The organism is Mesorhizobium sp. B2-3-12, from assembly GCF_006442205.1.
Taxonomy (GTDB): Bacteria; Pseudomonadota; Alphaproteobacteria; order Rhizobiales; family Rhizobiaceae; genus Mesorhizobium.
The window spans coordinates 459,121-476,622 of record NZ_VFVR01000003.1; the positions used below are offsets into that span (position 1 = coordinate 459,121).

17 protein-coding genes are annotated in these 17,502 nt (G+C 64.1%); 7 read left to right on the forward strand and 10 right to left on the reverse strand.

Annotated features, from left to right (window positions below; translation table 11 throughout):
* Nucleotides 1-153: 153 nt before the first annotated feature.
* Entirely contained in the window at nucleotides 154-1,887 is a 1,734-nt protein-coding gene (leuA, locus tag FJ948_RS12450; RefSeq protein WP_140704694.1) for a 2-isopropylmalate synthase, read from the reverse strand.
* A gap of 388 nt (nucleotides 1,888-2,275) precedes the next feature.
* Here leuA and FJ948_RS30565 point away from each other — a divergent pair, with 388 nt between their 5' ends.
* Genes FJ948_RS30565 through FJ948_RS12465 form a run of 3 tightly spaced genes read left to right on the forward strand, consistent with a single transcriptional unit; the run spans nucleotide 2,276 to nucleotide 4,247 of the window.
* Nucleotides 2,276-2,623 (forward strand): hypothetical protein, encoded by a 348-nt coding sequence (locus tag FJ948_RS30565; RefSeq protein WP_246677507.1) that lies wholly within the window; start codon nucleotides 2,276-2,278, stop codon nucleotides 2,621-2,623.
* Nucleotides 2,620-3,468, forward strand: coding sequence for an ATP-grasp domain-containing protein (locus FJ948_RS12460; RefSeq protein WP_246677508.1), 849 nt, complete (start codon nucleotides 2,620-2,622; stop codon nucleotides 3,466-3,468). Before FJ948_RS30565 ends, FJ948_RS12460 begins: the two co-directional genes overlap by 4 nt.
* A gap of 2 nt (nucleotides 3,469-3,470) precedes the next feature.
* Nucleotides 3,471-4,247 (forward strand): esterase family protein, encoded by a 777-nt coding sequence (locus FJ948_RS12465; protein ID WP_140705052.1) that lies wholly within the window; start codon nucleotides 3,471-3,473, stop codon nucleotides 4,245-4,247.
* Nucleotides 4,248-4,307: 60 nt separating this feature from the next.
* On the opposite strand, the gene FJ948_RS12470 is transcribed toward FJ948_RS12465, so the two are convergent.
* Nucleotides 4,308-5,843, reverse strand: a complete 1,536-nt coding sequence (locus tag FJ948_RS12470) for an MFS transporter (RefSeq protein WP_140704698.1) — start codon at nucleotides 5,841-5,843, stop codon at nucleotides 4,308-4,310.
* Nucleotides 5,844-5,991: 148 nt separating this feature from the next.
* Between FJ948_RS12470 and FJ948_RS12475 the strand changes: the two genes are divergently transcribed.
* Nucleotides 5,992-6,879: a LysR family transcriptional regulator gene (locus tag FJ948_RS12475; RefSeq protein ID WP_140704700.1), complete on the forward strand. Its 888-nt coding sequence runs from the start codon at nucleotides 5,992-5,994 to the stop codon at nucleotides 6,877-6,879.
* Nucleotides 6,880-6,897: 18 nt separating this feature from the next.
* Here FJ948_RS12475 and FJ948_RS12480 read toward each other — a convergent pair whose 3' ends face one another.
* The 4 genes from FJ948_RS12480 to FJ948_RS12495 all read right to left on the reverse strand — a co-directional run bounded on the left by FJ948_RS12480 (nucleotide 6,898) and on the right by FJ948_RS12495 (nucleotide 9,726).
* Entirely contained in the window at nucleotides 6,898-8,001 is a 1,104-nt protein-coding gene (locus tag FJ948_RS12480; protein WP_140704702.1) for an AbrB family transcriptional regulator, read from the reverse strand.
* A gap of 68 nt (nucleotides 8,002-8,069) precedes the next feature.
* Entirely contained in the window at nucleotides 8,070-8,378 is a 309-nt protein-coding gene (locus tag FJ948_RS12485) for a putative quinol monooxygenase (RefSeq protein ID WP_023770344.1), read from the reverse strand.
* Between the two features lie 58 nt (nucleotides 8,379-8,436).
* The gene (locus FJ948_RS12490) at nucleotides 8,437-9,219 is read right to left on the reverse strand and encodes an SDR family oxidoreductase (RefSeq protein WP_140704704.1); all 783 of its coding nucleotides are present in this window, start codon (nucleotides 9,217-9,219) and stop codon (nucleotides 8,437-8,439) included.
* 69 nt (nucleotides 9,220-9,288) lie between these two features.
* Nucleotides 9,289-9,726 (reverse strand): DsrE family protein, encoded by a 438-nt coding sequence (locus FJ948_RS12495; protein WP_140704706.1) that lies wholly within the window; start codon nucleotides 9,724-9,726, stop codon nucleotides 9,289-9,291.
* Between the two features lie 104 nt (nucleotides 9,727-9,830).
* Between FJ948_RS12495 and FJ948_RS12500 the strand changes: the two genes are divergently transcribed.
* The 3 genes from FJ948_RS12500 to FJ948_RS12510 all read left to right on the forward strand — a co-directional run bounded on the left by FJ948_RS12500 (nucleotide 9,831) and on the right by FJ948_RS12510 (nucleotide 11,623).
* Entirely contained in the window at nucleotides 9,831-10,928 is a 1,098-nt protein-coding gene (locus tag FJ948_RS12500) for a hypothetical protein (protein WP_140704708.1), read from the forward strand.
* Nucleotides 10,929-10,994: 66 nt separating this feature from the next.
* The gene (vapB, locus tag FJ948_RS12505) at nucleotides 10,995-11,240 is read left to right on the forward strand and encodes a type II toxin-antitoxin system VapB family antitoxin (protein WP_140705054.1); all 246 of its coding nucleotides are present in this window, start codon (nucleotides 10,995-10,997) and stop codon (nucleotides 11,238-11,240) included.
* On the forward strand, nucleotides 11,237-11,623 hold the full coding sequence (locus FJ948_RS12510) for a type II toxin-antitoxin system VapC family toxin (protein ID WP_140704709.1): 387 nt from the start codon (nucleotides 11,237-11,239) through the stop codon (nucleotides 11,621-11,623). Before vapB ends, FJ948_RS12510 begins: the two co-directional genes overlap by 4 nt.
* 6 nt (nucleotides 11,624-11,629) lie before the next feature.
* Here FJ948_RS12510 and FJ948_RS12515 read toward each other — a convergent pair whose 3' ends face one another.
* The 4 genes from FJ948_RS12515 to FJ948_RS12530 all read right to left on the reverse strand — a co-directional run bounded on the left by FJ948_RS12515 (nucleotide 11,630) and on the right by FJ948_RS12530 (nucleotide 17,380).
* The gene (locus tag FJ948_RS12515) at nucleotides 11,630-12,577 is read right to left on the reverse strand and encodes a cation diffusion facilitator family transporter (protein ID WP_140704711.1); all 948 of its coding nucleotides are present in this window, start codon (nucleotides 12,575-12,577) and stop codon (nucleotides 11,630-11,632) included.
* Between the two features lie 5 nt (nucleotides 12,578-12,582).
* The gene (locus tag FJ948_RS12520; protein ID WP_140704712.1) at nucleotides 12,583-14,775 is read right to left on the reverse strand and encodes an anthranilate synthase; all 2,193 of its coding nucleotides are present in this window, start codon (nucleotides 14,773-14,775) and stop codon (nucleotides 12,583-12,585) included.
* Between the two features lie 221 nt (nucleotides 14,776-14,996).
* Nucleotides 14,997-16,052, reverse strand: a complete 1,056-nt coding sequence (locus FJ948_RS12525) for a succinylglutamate desuccinylase/aspartoacylase family protein (RefSeq protein ID WP_140704714.1) — start codon at nucleotides 16,050-16,052, stop codon at nucleotides 14,997-14,999.
* Between the two features lie 149 nt (nucleotides 16,053-16,201).
* Nucleotides 16,202-17,380 (reverse strand): MFS transporter, encoded by a 1,179-nt coding sequence (locus tag FJ948_RS12530; protein ID WP_140704715.1) that lies wholly within the window; start codon nucleotides 17,378-17,380, stop codon nucleotides 16,202-16,204.
* Nucleotides 17,381-17,502 lie beyond the last annotated feature (122 nt).

Consider the following 17,502-nt stretch of genomic DNA (forward strand, 5'->3'; position numbering starts at 1 on the left):
CACCGGATATTTTCCCGGTGGTTAATGGCGTGGCCAATCTCGGCACGGTCATCACTGCAAACATCATCGGCCAATCGGGCCAAGGCCTTGCACGAGCTTGAAAAATGACGGCGCGAGAGGGCTCCTCCAAGTCCCTCGCGCCGCCGGCCGATGCTACCGCGCCTTGCGACCGACGATCCGATTGGCGGCTGACATCACCGCTTCCAGCGAGGCGGCGACGATGTTGGTGTTGATGCCGGCGCCGAACAGCTTGCCGCCGGGATATTCCATCTCGACATAGGAGATGGCCGACGCGTTCGAGCCGCGCTGCATCGAATGCTCGGAATAATCGAGCACCGACATCTCGACGCCGACATGGCGCGACAGCGCATCGACGAAGCCGTCGATCGGGCCGGTCCCGCTGCCCGAAATCGTCACTTCCTTGCCATTGTCTAGAATGATCGCCTCGACCACCCGCCGGCCCTTGACCTCGGTATCCGGATAGGTGTGATGGTCGAGGAATTTCAGGCGCGCGCCGGGCTGGTCGATATAAGTTTCGAGGAAACGCTCGTAAATGCGCCGGGCCGGCACTTCCTTGCCTTCGGCATCGGTGATCGCCTGGATCGCCTGGCTGAACTCGATCTGCAGATTGCGCGGCAGATTGAGGCCATAATCAGCCTGCAGCACATAGGCGATGCCGCCCTTGCCCGACTGCGAGTTGATGCGGATGATGGCCTCGTAGCTGCGGCCGACATCGGCTGGATCGATCGGCAGATAGGGCACTTCCCACAGGCTTGTATTGGCCTTTTTCAGCGCCTTCATGCCCTTGTTGATGGCGTCCTGGTGCGAGCCGGAAAAGGCCGTGTAGACGAGTTCGCCGACATAGGGGTGGCGCTCGGGGATCTTCAGCTGGTTCGAATATTCGTAGACGTCCTTCATCCGGTTGATATCGGAACAGTCGATGCCCGGATCGACGCCTTGCGTGTACATGTTGAGCGCCAAGGTGACGATGTCGACATTGCCGGTGCGCTCGCCATTGCCGAACAGCGTGCCTTCGACGCGGTCAGCGCCCGCCATCAGGCCGAGTTCGGTGGTGGCGATGCCGGTGCCGCGGTCATTGTGCGGATGCAGCGAGATGATCAGGTTCTCGCGGTTGTCGAGGTTGCGGCACATCCATTCGATGCGGTCTGCATAGATGTTGGGCGTCGACATCTCGACCGTCGAGGGCAGGTTGATGATCAGCTTGTTGTCAGGCGTCGGCCTGACGATGTCGGTGACGGCGTTGCAGATCTCCAACGCGACCTCGAGTTCCGTGCCGGTAAAACTCTCCGGCGAATATTCGAAACGGTAGCCGCCGCCCGCCTTGGCCGCCATGTCGGTGATCATCTTGGCGGCATCGGTGGCGATGCGCTTGATGCCGCCGACATCCTTCTCGAAGACGACGCGGCGCTGCAATTCGCTGGTCGAATTGTAGAAATGCACGATCGGGTTGGTGGCGCCCTTGAGCGCCTCGAAGGTGCGGCTGATCAGTTCGGGCCGGCACTGTACCAGCACCTGCAATGACACATCGGCCGGCACATTGCCTTCCTCGATGCACCAGCGGGCGAAGTCGAAGTCGGTCTGCGAGGCCGACGGGAAGCCGATCTCGATTTCCTTGAAGCCCATGTCGAGCAGCAGCGCGAACATGCGCGCCTTGCGCTCGTGGCCCATCGGATCGATCAGCGCCTGGTTGCCGTCGCGCAGGTCGACCGAGCACCAGATCGGCGCCTTGTCGATCACCTTCGAGGGCCAGGTGCGGTCGGTGAGGCCGACGGTGGGATAGGGTTGATATTTGCGGGCGGCGTCCGGCATGCCGGCCTGCTTGCCCGTCGGGGCTTCGCTTGCGCGGATGTCTTCTCGTGCGTTCATCGTCGTGTCTCCCGGCGGCTGGCGGGTCCACCTTTCAGGCGGATGGGGTGCCAAGCGGCGCCTTTACCAGAATTTCGTTCGCTTGATGTGATTTGCCAAGGAGCATGCGCTTGCGCGGCGGTTCGACCGCCGGGCGCTCCTTCAGCGAACCCGGCGATCGCCGATAAGGCCGAGAAGAAGCAGGGTCGAGGCAAGCGCGCGCACGGTCTCGCCGGCAAAGCCGGTCTGACGGGAAGCGGGGGTGGCGCGGGTGTTCATGCCGGTTCTCTTACAGGAGCGGCTTGTGAGAGGCAAGCGCACCCGGCCCTTGTCGAGTATAATCCCTAATGCGAGCGCTCTTCCCCGTGCGCCACAAATGCGCCAGACTTGAACGCCGGCGAGGGCTGCGGTGCGCCGCCGCCGGGAGGGGGTGTCCATGAATTTCGTGTTCTTCTCGCCGCATTTTCCCGCCAACGGCGCTGATTTCTGCGACCGGCTGAAGAAAGCCGGCGCGACCGTGCTCGGCATTGGCGACGCGCCCTATGATGCGCTGGACGGCAAGCTGAAGGCAGCGCTTTCGGAATACTACCGCGTCGCCGACATGGAGGCCTATGAGCCTGTGTTCCGGGCGATGGGCCATTCATCCACAAATGGGGCCGCATCGACCGCTTCGAATCGCTCAACGAGCATTGGCTGGAGCTGGAAGCCAACATTCGCACCGATTTCAACATCTACGGCACCAAGCTCGATTTCGTGAAGAATTTGAAGCGCAAGAGCCGCATGCGCGCCTTCTTCCGCAAGAGCGGCGTCGAGACCATCGCGCAGCGCAAATGCTCCGACCGCACTGGGGCCATGACCTTCATCCGCCGCGTCGGCTATCCCGTGGTGGTTAAACCGGATTCAGGCTCAGGCGCTTCGAATACGTTCAAGATCTCCAATGCCAAGGAGCTCGACCAGTTCTTCCGGGACAAGCCGGAGGACGTGACCTTCGTCATGGAGCAGTTCATCGAGGGTCTGGTGGTCACCTATGACGGGCTGGTCAACCGTGACGGCGAGGTGGTGCTGGCGGCCAGCCACCGCTACGACCAGAGCATCATGGAGGTGGTCAACAAGGACCGCCACATGAGTTACACCTGCTTTCCCCGGGTCAGGCCGGCAATCGAGGAGGCCGGCCGCAAAATCCTGAAGGCGTTCGACGTGCGCGAGCGCTTCTTCCATATCGAACTGTTCGAGACCAGGGACGACCGCGTCATCGCGCTGGAGGTCAACATGCGCCCGCCGGGCGCCTGGATGACCGACGCGATCAACTACACGTTCGACATCGACGTCTACGCGGCCTGGGCGGACATGGTGGTCAAGGACGCCGCGGGCGGCCCCTATGAGGGCAAGTATTTCACCGCCTATGCCAGCCGCAAACGCCACCTCGACTATTTGCACAGTCATGCGGACGTGTTAGCGGCGCACCGCGACAAGATCGTTCACCATCAGGCCATAGAGAAGGTTTTCAGCCGCGCCATGGGTGACTACGCCTACCAGATGCGCTCGAAGGATCAGGCTGATCTGCGCGAGGCGGTTGCCTATATCCACGCGGAAAAGGCTTGAGCATGGACATTTCCTATCACAAGGCTTTCGCCCGCACTCTTGGCCGCGACATGGAGTACAAGCGCTACGGCCATGCCGGCCGGCCTGTCGTGGTGTTCCCGACATCGCAGGGGCGGTTCTACCAGTTCGAGGATTCCGGCGGGGTGGGCGCGCTCGCCGAATTCATCGACACCGGCCGCATCCAGCTGTTCACCGTCGACGGCATCGATTCGGAATCCTTCTTCGCCAAGCATGTCGGCACCGCGCACCGGATCGCCCGCCACGAGGCTTATTTCCGCTATGTCCGCGAGGAGGCGCTACCGGAATTTCTGGAAACCGCGGCGCAAGCCAATGGCGGACGGCGGCTGAAGCCCTTGTTCTCGGGTTGTTCGATGGGTGGCTATCATTCCTCGAACTTCGTCTTCCGTTTTCCCGAACTGGCCAGCGGCGTCATCTCGCTGTCGGGTGTCTATTCGGCCCGCGATTTCTTCGGCAAGGCGCTCGACGGCGACATCTTCTACAACTCGCCGCTCGACTATCTGCCCGGGATCGTCGATCCGAAATTGCTGGCGCGGCTGAAGGCGCTGAGGCTGATCTTCTGCTGCGGGCAAGGCGCCTGGGAAGAGCGCATGCTGGTCGAGACGCGCCAGCTGGAACGGATCCTGCGCGACAAGTCCATTCCCGCCTGGGTCGACTATTGGGGCGGCGATGTCAGCCATGACTGGCCGTGGTGGCATAAGCAGCTGGTCTATTTCTTCGGCCGCTGGCTGGATGATGATCTGATGCATAGGCTGGATTGACGACCACACCAGAGCCCATTCGTCGCTTGCCTTGTCGTCATCAGCTGACATCAGCCGCACCTACCCTTCCTGGCAGGCCGGCAGCGGCGCGGTCTCGTGTTCGGGCGCGGATCCTCGACGCAGGCCGAGGAAGACGACAAGGGCGGTGACGATGGTGATTGCCGCCAGCACGATCAGCAGCCTGTCGAACGCCGTTTCGTAGGCCTGGACCAGAACCACGGCATTGGCCGTCGGCAGATGCCGTGCCGTTTCACCGACATTGCCGGTCACCAGCAGCTGCGCCGCGGCAGCCGCGTCGCCGGAAGACGCAACGCCTTGGGCGGCGAGCTGCGTGGCGGTGAAGCCCGACAGAACAGCCATGACAATCGCCAGCGCAACGCCCTCGCAAGCGACGCGCGTGGTGTTGAAGATGCCGACCGCCATGCCGGCGCGCTCCGTCGGCACGACGCTGACGGCCAGCCCATCCATCAATCCCCAGGGCAAGGCGATGCCGACGCCGATCAGGAGCAGCGGCGCGACCAGTGCGACGCCAATCGAGGGCGTCAGGCTCAGCCAGACCAAGCCGGCCGCGGCGACGAGCAGGCCGACGCCGCAAATGGTGGCCGGAGCGATCCAGCGCGCCAACTGCCCGGCGAGCAAGGGCAGGACCAGCAACGGCCCGGAGAGGCAGATCATCAATTGCCCGGCCTTGATCTCGCTCATCCCTTCGATGCCGATGAAGCGGATCGGCAAAAGCACGAGCAGCACGACGAAGCCATAGGCGGGCGCCGCCGCCAGGAACTGGACGCCGACGAAGCGCGGAAAGCGAAACAGGGTGAGATCGAGCATCGGCCGGCGCGCGCGCCGCTCGACGATGACGAACAGCACAAAGCAAAGGACGGCGACGCCCAGAAGCGTTACCACGAGAGGATCGGCCCAACCGCTCTGCGGCGCCTGCAACACGCCATAGGTCAGCGAGGCCAGCGCGATCGTGAAGGTGCCGGCGCCCGCCCAGTCGAGGCCGGTTGCATCCGGGTCACGCGATTCCCTGATGGTGCGCAGGCCGAGGATCGCCGAGGCAACCGCGAGTGCCACGACCAGAACAAAGATCGACCGCCAGCCGAACGTGGCGATGAGCAGGCCTGAAGCGATCGGGCCGAAGGCCAGGCCGATGCCGAAACTGGTGCCGAGGAAGGAGAAGGCGCGCAGCCGCAAAGATCCCTCGAATTCTTGGGCAAGTGCGGAGGCGCCACCGGCGAAGGCCAAGGCACTGCCCAGCCCTTGCGCGGCCCTGAACGTGTCGAACCAGGCGATGTCGGGCGCCAGCATCGCGCCGAGCGAAGCGAGGATGTAGAGGGCGAGACCGACGAGGAAGATCCTCTTGCGGCCATGATTGTCGGCCAACGCTCCGGCCGCCATCAGGCTGGCGGCGAAGGTCAGCATGAAGGCGTTGGTCACCCAGTTGAGCGCGATCGGGCTGCCGCCGAGATCGGCGGCGATGCGGGAAAGCGCGACGGCCGGGCCGGTGAAGGTCAGGGGCATCGTCATGGCGGCAAGGCATACCGACAAGAGCACGAGCCATCTCCCGGCCCGGCCGGCTGTGATGTTCAAGGTCATGGATTTTCCTATCTGAGCAGTCTGTGCCGGCGTGCCGCGCAATCGCGACGCCGGGTCATGGCAACCAAGATAGGTCGGTGGCCGCTCCGGAAAAATGGTATTAAATATCCTGATATAACGGACTGAAACGCTTGAATGGAGACGTTTGATGGATCGCCTCAGCGGCCTTCTGGCCTTCGCCCGCACCGCCGAATTCGGCAGCTTCGTCGCCGCCGGCCGGGCGCTTGGCATCTCCGCTTCCGCGGTCGGCAAAAGTGTCGCGCGGCTCGAACAGGAGCTCGGCGTGCGGCTGCTGCAGCGCTCCACGCGGCGGATCGGCCTGACGGAAGAGGGCAAGCTGTTCAACGAGCGCGTGCGGCGTATCCTCGACGACATCGACGATGCCGAGGCGATGCTGTCGCGAACCCGCGAGACGCCGCGCGGGCGGCTGCGCGTCTCGACCCCGATCGTCACCTATCATCTGCTTCTGCCGGTGCTGTCGGAGTTCATGGCGCGCTATCCCGAGATCGAGCTCGACATCGATTTCAACGACCGCATCGTCGACGTCATCGAGGAGGGCATCGACGTCGCCATCCGCAGCGGCGAGCTGCCCGATTCACGATTGGTGTCGAAACCCATTGCGCCCTTCCGCATGCTTTTGTGCGCGGCGCCCTCCTACCTCGATCGCCATGGCACGCCCGGCGTGCCGGCGGACCTCATCGGGCATTTCGGCATAAACTTCCGCTATCTCAACAGCGGCCGCTTGCTGGACTGGCCGTTCGTCACCGGGAGCGCTCAGCCGGAGATTCGCTCGATGTTGACCTGCAACAACATGGAAGCCCTGAAAGGCGCCACGATCGCCGGTCTCGGCATCGCCTGCATGCCCGATTTCCTCGTGCGCGAGGCACTGCGTGAGGACAGGCTGCGCACCGTGCTGGACGACCATGTCGACGGCCGTGGCCAGTTCCGGATGCTGTGGCCCTCCAATCGCCATCTGTCGCCAAAGGTGCGCGTCTTCGTCGATTTCCTTCCCGAGCGCCTGGCAGTGGCGCGGTAGGCTGGCCGGTGCCGGGCTTCACCCCCTGATGCTCCTGGCCACCAGCCGCGCGATGCTCGGGCCGACCAGTAGCACGATCAGGAAACGTGCCGACTGCAGCGCCATGACGAAGGAGATGTCGACGTTCTGCGCCGCGGCGGCGATTATGGCGACGCTGTCCATGCCGCCGGGGCTGGTCGCCAGATAGGCGGTCAGCGGGTCGACGCCGGCGAGATGGCTGATGAGGAAGGCGAGGCCGCCGCAAAAGGCGATCAGCGCGACGATCGAAGCGATGATCTGCGGCAGCGCGCGTGCCGCATGGCGCAGGATCGGCCTGGTGAAATTCAGGCCAATCGACCAGCCGACCATCGTGTAACTGACCGCCAGCAACCATTGCGGCAATTGCATCGGCACGCCGAGGCCGAGATGGATGACGGTGCCGAAGATGAAGCTGCCGAGGAAGAAGGGCGAGGGCAGCCGGCAAAGTCTGCCGGCCAGGCCGCCAACGATCGCCATGCCAATCGTGGCGGCGAAGGCTTGCGGGTCGATCTCGGGGAACCAGACGATGGGCGGGATCTCGATGCCCGAGGTGTCGACCCACATCTTGGCGACCAGGGCCGCCGTCATCGACACGAAGATGACGCGCAGATACTGCATGAAGGCGACAAGGCGCTGGTCGGCGCCGAAGGCGCCGGCCATCAGCACCATGGCGGTGGCCGCCCCCGGCGAAGAGCCCCACACGGCTGTGGTGCCAGGCAGGATGCGCCAGCGGCTGATCAGCCAGCCAAGCAGACTGGAAGCCGCGACGGTGGCGATCACCACGCCGAGGAACAGGGGCCATTCCTTGTAGAAGACCGGAAAGATATCGGCCGAGATCGACGCCGCGACGAGGCAGCCGACAACGGCCTGGGCGGAGCCGAAGAGAAGGCGCGGCACCCGCACCGTGGCGCCGTTGGTGCCGGCGACGATGGCCGCCAGCATCGGTCCGATCAGCAGCGCCGCCGGCAAGGCGGCGAATTCCAGCGCGCCGGCAAACAGGATGGAGATGACCAGCAGGATCAGCCATTGCCAGGGCTTGCCCAGCCGTGTCATGCGCTCGACAGCTGGCTGGTTGGGAGGTGGCTGCTCAGCCTCGGAATCCATGGTCTGGTCTTAGACCGAGATGCGAAAAATGCGAACCCCGGCGTAACGGAAAAGCAGGTTCCGGCGCCTCAGCCGGTTTTGGCCTCAGCCAACCCAAAGCCGCCGACGGGATGCGTTTCCACCTGAAATTCGAAGCCGCCGATGAAGGGCCGCGCCTTGGCGATGGCCGCCTGGACTTCCGGAAGCTGCAGCGAGGCCTTGTGGCTTGCCTGATCGGTCCACACTTCGGTCACCCAGATCGCATCGGCGTCGGCCGGGTCGGTGGCGATTATATAGCTCAGGCAGCCCGGCAGGGCCCCGGTGCTTTCGCGCAGTACAGTCATGACAGCGTCGCGCTGCCCGCGCGCCGCCCGCATCTTGCCGATCAGTCCGTACATGTCCTCGTTTCCCCCAGGGTTGGCGCGAAAGGAGTGTGTCCAGTATGCCGGTCGCTGGTCAAGGCATCAACTGGCCGCCATTGACCTCGATGACCTGGCCGGTGATGTAGCCGCTCAACAGGTCCGATGAGAGGAACAGGTAGGCGCCGACGCAATCCTGCGCGGTGCCGGCGCGGCCCTGCGGGATGGTGGCGACCATGCCCTTCATCTGCTCGTCGGTCGAATAGCGCTCGTGGAAGGGGGTGAGGATGGTGCCAGGCGCGACGGCGTTGACGCGGATGCCGAAGCCGATCAGCTCCTTGGCCATGCCACGCGTGACGTTGGAGACGAAGGCCTTGGCCGAGCCGTAGAGGCCGGCGCCGCCGCCAGCGCCATTGCGCGCGGCGATCGAGGAGGTGTTGACGATGAAGCCGCCCTGTTTCTTCAGCCATGGCATCGCTTTGCGCGACGCGGTCAGCACCGAGCGTGCGTTGAGGTCCATCACCGCGTCGTAGTGCGCCTCGGTCTGCTCGGCATAGGGGATGCGGCCGAGCATGCCGCCGGCATTGTTGACCAGCCCGTCGAGGTGGCCGAAATGCCGAGCGCTATTCTCCACCACCTGCTCGACATCGGCGGGAACGGAAAAATCGCCCTGGACGAGGAAGACCTCGCCGCCGCCGTCGCGAATGGTCTGGCCGAGTTTCTCGGCGGCGTCGCGGCTGGAATTGTAGTGCAGCGCCACCTTGCATTTCTGCTCGGCATAGGCGAGCGCGAGGGCCGCTCCGATGCCGGTCGAGGCGCCGGTGACCAGCACCGCCTTGCCGGCGAGATCGGGGATGACAAGACCGTGTGGTGTCTGCACTGCTGTTCCTCCGGGATTTCCGACATTCCTTGGCGGACCTTGCCACCCTTGCATTCAAGTCAGCGCCGCTCAAGGCCTGAGATAGACATAGCCCTGGCTCTGCAGCTCGGCGAGCTTGACGACGCCGCCCTGATCGGCGGCATGGAAGCCGTCGAGCAGATCGGCGAGCGTAATATCCATGCCGTGCATGGTGTTGCCGCAAGCATGCGGGTCGAGCCCTTGCTGGACAAGACCGGTAAAGCGCCCCGAAATCGCCGCCGATATGCCCTTCGACTTGAAGGCGGCCAAGGCCGGGCCGTGGACGACCAGCGCGATCTCGACGTTGCCGCCGGTGCCCTCATAGTGGTTCTTGATGTTGCCGAGCACGAAATTGACCTTGTCGAGGTCGCTGAGGTGATAGGCGACCTTCAGCCTGGCAGGCTCCGCGGCCGCGGCCTGCACCGCCCGCAAGCCGAGAAGCGTTCCGGCTCCGGCGAGAACGGCTTGGAACATGTCACGTCGGCGCATGGCCATCCTCCCTGGCTTGCCGGCGCAGCGCGATTTGCGTGGCCGCGACCGCAATACTAGCATAAATTGACCTTACGTCCTGTCGAGGCGGAGGAGGGGGTCACATGGCGTTCAGGGAATGGAAGACGTTCGCCAGCGCCGGACTTGGTGCCGCACTGCTGGGCGCGCTTGCCGGTTCGGCGTTTGCGGATGACACGCTCAAGCTCACCGAACTCAGCCCCAACGGGGCGGACGCCTGTTTTGGCCGCGTCTATGACGCGGCGCACCTCAAGGCGCATCCGAAGCAGAAGGTGGCGCGGATCTTTTTCTATTACGGCCATGACCCGGTCAGCCGTCCGAATGAGGAACCGAGCGCGAATTCCGATACGTCCTACAATGGCTTTCTCACCACCACGGTGCGTGGCGCCAAGGCGCCGGAATGGGCCGGCGGCTGGTGCAATCACGAGTCCGAGGACGGCACGTCGGGTCCGATCCGCTGCGGCATGGATTGCGACCGTACGCTGGTGTCGCTGAAGGTCGACGACAAGGGCAGGCTGATCCTGTCCGACCTGTCGTCGGATATCTACCTCGATCCGGATTCCGAGGAGCAACTCGGCAAGTCGGAATATGTCAGGCAAGCGCTCGGCTCGGAGGACGACAATTTCCGCCTCGACCCGATGCCCGCCTCGACCTGCAAGGCCGAGTTCGCGCGCATCGATCCGATCGATCCGGCGGTCGGGCCGCCACTGCGCGAGCGGTTCAAGCCCGATCAGGCCTTCTGCTACGGCCGCGACTACGATGCCGCGCACATGAGTTCGCATCCCGATCAACTGACGCAGTCGATCCGGGTGTTCCGCGGGCCCGTGGAACTGGCTTCTTTCGCTTCGGGAGGCGACGTCACGAACTGGCCCGACGGCGCCGACATCGCCGTCTCGGTGACGACGCGGCAGAAGGGAGCCAAGGTCACGCAGACCTATTCCTGCCAGGGCGAGGCCGACCAGTGGCGTTGCGCCGCGAGTTCGAAGATGAGCAATTTTTCCTGCGACATCGCCCAAAAGGAAATCTTCCTCAAGCGCGGCGCCAACGGCACCATCATGCTGGCCAATCCCAACAGCAGCATTGCAGTCGTCGATCTCTGTTCGAAAGCCGCCGACGGCAAGACGAAGTCGGACGACAAGGTCTATCGGCTGGAGGCAATGCCGCAGGCGGCGTGTGCGCCGTAAGCACCGGCTTGTCTACAATGCCGCGAAGGGATATATCTTTGCTATATCTCATTTGAGGATGGCATGATGGACAAGGCAAAGGTGTTCTGGTCAGGCCGGTCACAGGCTGTGCGTCTGCCCAAAGAGTTTCGTTTCGAAACGGAGGAGGTTTCGATCCGTCGCCATGGGCATACTGTCATACTTGAGCCACTCGTGCAGGATTGGGCGTGGCTTGACCAGGTGATCGGACCAGTCGACGAGGATTTTGTCGAAGCGGCGTTGGAACGTCAGGAAGGGCAGGATAGACCTGCATTGGACGACATCTTCAAGTGACCTATCTGCTTGATACCAATGCCGTTATCGCGGTCATCAAAGGTGACGCGAGTCTACTCGCGCTTCTGAAACAGCACACGCCGCAGGATTTTGCGCTTTCGGCGATCGTGGTACATGAACTGTACTATGGTGCCGAAAGGAGCCAGAGAAGATCTGAAAATCTGGCGCGCATCGAAGCTTTGCAATTCCCGGTGCTTGAATTCGATCGAGAGGATGCGAGGCATGCCGGAGAGGTTCGGGCGACGCTCGCGGCGTTGGGAACGCCAATTGGTCCCTACGATGCGCTCATTGGCGGGCAGGCGCGCGCTAGAAGTCTCATTCTGATCACCCGCAACGTCCGGGAATTCGAGCGCATCAACGCTCTCTCAATCGAGACTTGGTGACCCGCCTCAGGCGAACGGCACCGCCGTCGTGCCCTTGGGCAGCTTGGCCTCGTCGTCGGGCTCGACATGGATGGTCACCCGCACCGAGGGGAGTTCGGCCTTAAGCGCGTCCTCGATGCGGTCGCAGATGACGTGACTGGCGCCGACCGACATGTCAGCGTCGACGACCAGGTGGAATTCGATGAAGGTGGCGCGGCCGGCGATGCGGGTCTTGAGGTCGTGCACCTCCATGGCGCCCTTGCAATTGGCCGAGATGATGTCTCGGATGCGCATGTGTTCGGCCGTGTCGACGGCCCGGTCCATCAGGCCGTTCATCGACGAGCCGATGACATGCCAGCCCTGCCACAGGATGTTGAGCGCGACGATGACGGCCAATGCCGGGTCGAGGATCTGCCAGCCCGTCAGGATCGCTCCGACCAGGCCGCCGAAGACGCCGATCGAGGTCACCACATCGGTCATGATGTGATTGCCGTCGGCGACCAGCGCCGGTGACTTTTCGGCCCGCCCCGCGCGGATCAGCGTCCAGGCCCAGAAGGCATTGATGACGGTGGCGACGCCGTTGACGGCAAGGCCTTTCCAAGGCTGTTCGAGCGGAGCCGGCGCCTGCCAGGAGCGCCAGACTTCGTTGAGGATCAAAAGCGCGGCGAGCACGATCAGCACGCCTTCGAGCACGGCCGAGAAATACTCGGCCTTGTGGTGGCCGAAGGGGTGATCCTGGTCGGCCGGCTTATGGCTGACCTGGATCGCCCAGAAGGCGGCGACCGAGGCGATGACGTTGACAATCGATTCCAGCGCGTCCGAATAGAGCGCCACGGATCCGGTTATGTACCAGGCGGCGGCTTTCAGCGCGAGCACGACAAAGGCGATCACGATCGACCAGAAGGCAAGGTTGGCGACCCTGCGCTTCGCGGCGGCTTTCGCCGCGACCGCCATCGTGTTCTCGACTTCGGCCATTGGCGTCAGGCTGCCTTTTCCTTGGCCTTGCGCGGCAAATGCGCGACGATGTTCTCGATGATGCGCATGCCGGCATTGTGGCCGAGCGTCATGATCGATTCAGGATGGAACTGCACCGCCGCGATCGGCTCCTTGCGGTGCTCGAAGGCCATGATGACACCGTCTTCCGTCTCGGCCGTGACGATAAAATCGTCTGGCAGGCGCACCGGATCGGCGAAGATCGAGTGGTAGCGGCCGACGGTGACTTCCTTCGGCAGGCCCGAGAAGATGATGCCGGGCTTGGAGACGCGGATGCGCGACGGCTTGCCGTGCATGGGGATGTGCAACTGCCTGAGTTCGCCGCCATAGGCCTCGGCCAGCGCCTGCAGGCCAAGGCAGACGCCGAAGATCGGCAGGTCGCGTGCGCGGGCCTTCTTGATGGTCGCGGCGCAGTCGAAATCTTTTGGCGTACCGGGTCCGGGCGACAGCACGACGAGGTCGGGCTTCAGCCGCTCGAAGATTTCCTCCGGTACCGGCGAGCGCACGGTCGAGACATTGGCGCCGGTCTGGCGGAAGTAGTTGGCAAGCGTGTGGACGAAGGAGTCCTCGTGGTCGACGAGCAGGATGTTGACGCCATCGCCGACGCGCGCCGTGGTGCGCTCGGTGCTGGTCGAATTGCCCGTCTTGGCGTCGCGGATGGCGGAGAGCATGGCGGATGCTTTCAGTTCGGTTTCGGCTTCTTCTTCCTCGGGGATGCTGTCGAAGAGCAAGGTGGCGCCGGCACGCACCTCGGCGATGCCGTCCTTGATGCGGATGGTGCGCAGCGTCAGGCCGGTGTTCATGTCGCCGTTGAAGTTGACCATGCCGATGGCGCCGCCATACCAGGCGCGTGGGCTCTTCTCGTTCTGCTCGATGAAGCGCATGGCCCACAGTTTTGGCGCGCCGGTGACGGTGACCGCCCAGGCATGCGAGAGAAACGCGTCGAAGGCATCCATGCCTTCGCGCAGCCGGCCCTCGATGTGATCGACGGTGTGGATCAGGCGCGAATACATCTCGATCTGGCGGCGGCCGATGACGCGCACCGAACCTGGATCGCAGACCCGCGACTTGTCGTTGCGGTCGACGTCCGAGCACATTGTCAGCTCGGATTCGTCCTTCTTGGAGTTGAGCAGTTTGATGATCTGCTCGGAATCCGAAATGGCGTCCTCGCCGCGCTTGATGGTGCCGGAGATCGGACAGGTCTCGACGCGGCGGCCGTTGACGCGCACGAACATCTCCGGCGAGGCACCGATCAGGTATTCGTTCTCGCCCAGATTGATGAAGAAGGAATAGGGCGAGGGGTTGATGGATTTCAGCTTGCGCGAAATCTCGGATGGCTGTGTCTCGCAGCGCTCGTAGAACATCTGGCCGGGGACGACCTCGAACAGGTCGCCGCGCTTGAAGGAGTCCATCGCCCGGCGTACCAGATTGGCGTATTCGCCCGGCTCATGGTCGCCGCGCGGCGGGATGCGGTCGGCGGTCTTGAACGGTTCGGCGATCTGGTCGCGCGGCAGGCCCTCGGTCGAAAAGCCCTCGCCCGTATAGTCGTAGCGGTCGGTCCAGGCCTTGGCCGAATAATGGTCGACGACCAGGATCTCGTCGGGCAAGAACAGCACCAGGTCGCGCTGGCTTTGCTTGCGAACCAGCGTGTGGTCAACCGGGTCGAATTGGAAGGCAAGGTCGTAGCCGAAGGCGCCGTAGAGGCCGAGATTGGCATCTTCGGCCGTCTTGAACAGAGCGGTAATGGCGCGCAGCACGGTGAAGACCGAGGGAACGCGGCTGCGCTCCTCCTCGGTGAAGACACGGCCGGGCTTGGCGACGTCGAGGCGGATCAGCTTCTTCGAGGTCTCGGCGATGGTGACCTCGGCGAGAGCGCCGAGCGTCCGGCCGATGACCGGCAACAGCGCCTCGCCGCGGCCGTTCAGCGCCTCGATGCGCATGGCGCGGCCGCGCGCGGAGATGACCAGCGGCGGATCGATGATGGCGGTGTCCCAGCGCGTGTAGCGGCCGGGATATTCGTAGTTGGAGGAAAACACCGCGCCACGGCGCGAATTCAGCCCGTCGACATAGGCGTCGATCGCGCCTTCATAGGGCCGGTCGTGGCGCTCGCGGGTGATGGTGACGCCACCCTCGGTCACGAAACGCTCGGCGCCGTTGTCCAGAACCTTCATCGTCGTCATTGCCATCTCCATCAGCTAGTTGGGCAACGGACCCGGGAATGGCTTGAAAAAACAAATGGCCGCCCGGACATTCCGTTGCGGCCACCTTCTATTTTCACGCGCACGCGTTCGAACAGGCCGCTGTCAGCAGGCCCACCACCAAATGGTCTTGGTCGAACGCATGTTCATGGCGATTCCCTTAGCGGCGATTGGGCGGCGGCGCAACTGGATTCGACGGAGGCTCAGTCCTCCAGCGTGCCCGACCTGGCGTCGCTGCTCTTGCCGTCGCCGACCAGTTTCAACAGGTCTTCGCCGGCGCGGATGATGCGGCGCGAGCGCCGCGTGAGGATGAGGCCGTCCTGCGGCGCGAACACTTCGGTGCGGCCGTCGGCTTCGCCTGGCGCATGGACGATGGTGGCGAGGCGCGCGCCCCTGGCGACGCGGTCGCCGGGCTTGACGTCGTAGAGGACAGCGCCGGCACGGGGCGCCGGCATCATGTCGATGTTCTCCAGCGGTGCCGCGACACCCGTGAATGGACCGGGCGCGGGCAGGGCGGTGTCGGATATCACGCCGCGCGCCGCGAGCAGCCGGTAGAGGCCTGCCGCGTCGGCCGAGGCGAGCGCGCCATCGACATCGAGGATGCCACGATATTCGACGGTGGTGACGACGCGCCTGTCGAACTTCGCCACATCGGCCGATGCGTTCTGGTAGGGCATGATCGAGGCGCCCTCGAAAGTGCCGTCGGTGTCCTCGCCCCACAGCACGACCGCATCGACGCCCATGGCGGCGGCGCAATCGGCCATGGCTGGCCACAGGCTGGTGTGGACGTAGAGATAGGCAAGACCCTCGTCGTCGCAGTGCAGGTCGAGCACGATGTCGTGGCCGAGCGAAAGCTGCACCAGGCGTGACTTCAACCGCTGGTCGGCGCCGCCAAGGCTGATGTCGGGCAAGAGCTTGGCGTCGGGCGCCGCCAGCAGCGGGAAGCCGCGGTTGAAGTTGGTGCGCGTGCCCAGATGAAAGCGGCCCTGATGCTCGCCGAAATGATATTGCGCGCGGCCGATCGGGTTGGCCCAGGGCACGATGGTGATGTTGCCCCTGATGCGGCCTTCGGCCTCGGTCTTGTTCAGCGCCGGCATCAAGGCATCGATAGCGATGACACCAGGCAATTCGCCGGCATGGAGTGCCGCCTGCAGATAGGCCGAAGGGGCGGCCTTGTCGGCACCGGCGAAGCGGAACACCGGGAATTCGTAGGAAACGCCGTCGCTGTCGCCGGCGATGCGTTCGATCGATTTCTGCATGACTTCCTCCATAAAGAGCATGAAGACATGCTCACCTGAAGGTATCGATGTCGATTGGTCCAGCCTCTCGCGCTATGGGCGCAATACTAGTCTCTTGCTTGCCCCATGTCGTTCTCCCCAAACCGCCGCGCGCTTTTGGGCGCAAGCGGCTATTCGGCGGCAGGCTGAAGGGCGGCGACCGGCGCGCGCCGGTCCAGCGCCTGCGACAGCACCGCCACGCCGACCGCCAGCAAGGCGAGCACCGCGCCGACCAGCGGCAGATTGGCATAGGAAACGCCTGCCGACAGCGCCACGCCGCCGATCCAGGCACCGCCGGCATTGCCGACATTGAAGGCGCCCTGGTTGAGCGTGGCGGCAAGGTTCGGCCCTTCGGACGCGGCCTCGACGACACGGATCTGCAGCGGCGGCACGACGACGAAGATGAGCAGGCCCCACAGGAAGACGATGCCGATGGCAACGCTGGCGATGGCGCCGAACTGCATGAAGCCGACGAACAGCAGCGCCATCAACAGCAAGGTGGCGATCACCGTCGGCATCAGTTTCCAGTCGGCCAGTCGGCCGCCGATGATGTTGCCAATGGTCATGCCGGCGCCGAACAGCAAAAGCACCCAGGTGACAGCGGAGGTCGACAGGCCCGACACGTCGGTGAGGTAGGGTTTGATATAGGTGAAGACGGCGAACAGGCTGGCCGAGGTCAGCGCCGCGATCAGCATCGCCAGCCACACCTGCAGCTTGCCGAGCACGCGGACTTCGGCGCGTAGACCGCCGCCGCTCGGTTCCGTGACATCCGACGGTACCAGCCAGGCGATGGCCGCGACCGAGACCAGGCCGATGCCGACGACGGCCAGGAAAGTGGCGCGCCAGCCGAAGGCTTCGCCCAGTGCGGTACCGGCCGGAACGCCGAGGATGTTGGCGAGCGTCAGGCCGGCGAACATCAGCGCGATGGCGCTGGCGCGCTTGTTGCGCGGCACCAGGCTGGCGGCAACGACCGAGCCGATGCCGAAGAAGGCACCGTGGCCGAAAGCGGTGAAGACGCGCGCGGCCATCAGCAGCCAGTAATTGGGCGCGATGGCGCAGAAGAGATTGCCGACGACGAACAAGGCGGCCAGTCCGACCAGCACCGGCTTGCGCGGCAGATGCGCTGTGCCCATGGCGACGATCGGCGCGCCGAAGACGACGCCCAGCGCATAGCCGGTAACCAGCAGGCCAGCGGCGGGGATCGTCACGCCGAGATCGGCGGCGACCTCCGGCAGCAGGCCCATGATGACGAATTCGGTGGTGCCGATGCAGAAGGACGCAATGGCAAGCGCAAGGATCGGCAAAGGCATGGGGCGTCCAGACTGAATCGGTTCAATTTTAGACTGCGCGAGGATCCCCGCCGAGCGCAACAGACATTGCCGCAATGCAGCAATGCAGAAAGCGTGGAGCAGATTGAAAAACGGGGTGCCTC

Excerpts from the sequence above, each read along its gene's own strand:
- FJ948_RS12465 (WP_140705052.1), top strand. The coding sequence starts at position 3,471 with ATGGACATTTCCTATCACAAGGCTTTCGCCCGCACTCTTGGCCGCGAC.
- FJ948_RS12485 (WP_023770344.1), bottom strand. The coding sequence starts at position 8,378 with ATGTACGGACTGATCGGCAAGATGCGGGCGGCGCGCGGGCAGCGCGAC.
- leuA (WP_140704694.1), bottom strand. The coding sequence starts at position 1,887 with ATGAACGCACGAGAAGACATCCGCGCAAGCGAAGCCCCGACGGGCAAG.
- FJ948_RS12470 (WP_140704698.1), bottom strand. The coding sequence starts at position 5,843 with ATGACCTTGAACATCACAGCCGGCCGGGCCGGGAGATGGCTCGTGCTC.
- FJ948_RS12520 (WP_140704712.1), bottom strand. The coding sequence starts at position 14,775 with ATGACGACGATGAAGGTTCTGGACAACGGCGCCGAGCGTTTCGTGACC.
- FJ948_RS12475 (WP_140704700.1), top strand. The coding sequence starts at position 5,992 with ATGGATCGCCTCAGCGGCCTTCTGGCCTTCGCCCGCACCGCCGAATTC.
- FJ948_RS12480 (WP_140704702.1), bottom strand. The coding sequence starts at position 8,001 with ATGGATTCCGAGGCTGAGCAGCCACCTCCCAACCAGCCAGCTGTCGAG.
- FJ948_RS12500 (WP_140704708.1), top strand. The coding sequence starts at position 9,831 with ATGGCGTTCAGGGAATGGAAGACGTTCGCCAGCGCCGGACTTGGTGCC.
- FJ948_RS12525 (WP_140704714.1), bottom strand. The coding sequence starts at position 16,052 with ATGCAGAAATCGATCGAACGCATCGCCGGCGACAGCGACGGCGTTTCC.
- vapB (WP_140705054.1), top strand. The coding sequence starts at position 10,995 with ATGGACAAGGCAAAGGTGTTCTGGTCAGGCCGGTCACAGGCTGTGCGT.
- FJ948_RS12530 (WP_140704715.1), bottom strand. The coding sequence starts at position 17,380 with ATGCCTTTGCCGATCCTTGCGCTTGCCATTGCGTCCTTCTGCATCGGC.
- FJ948_RS12495 (WP_140704706.1), bottom strand. The coding sequence starts at position 9,726 with ATGCGCCGACGTGACATGTTCCAAGCCGTTCTCGCCGGAGCCGGAACG.
- FJ948_RS12515 (WP_140704711.1), bottom strand. The coding sequence starts at position 12,577 with ATGGCCGAAGTCGAGAACACGATGGCGGTCGCGGCGAAAGCCGCCGCG.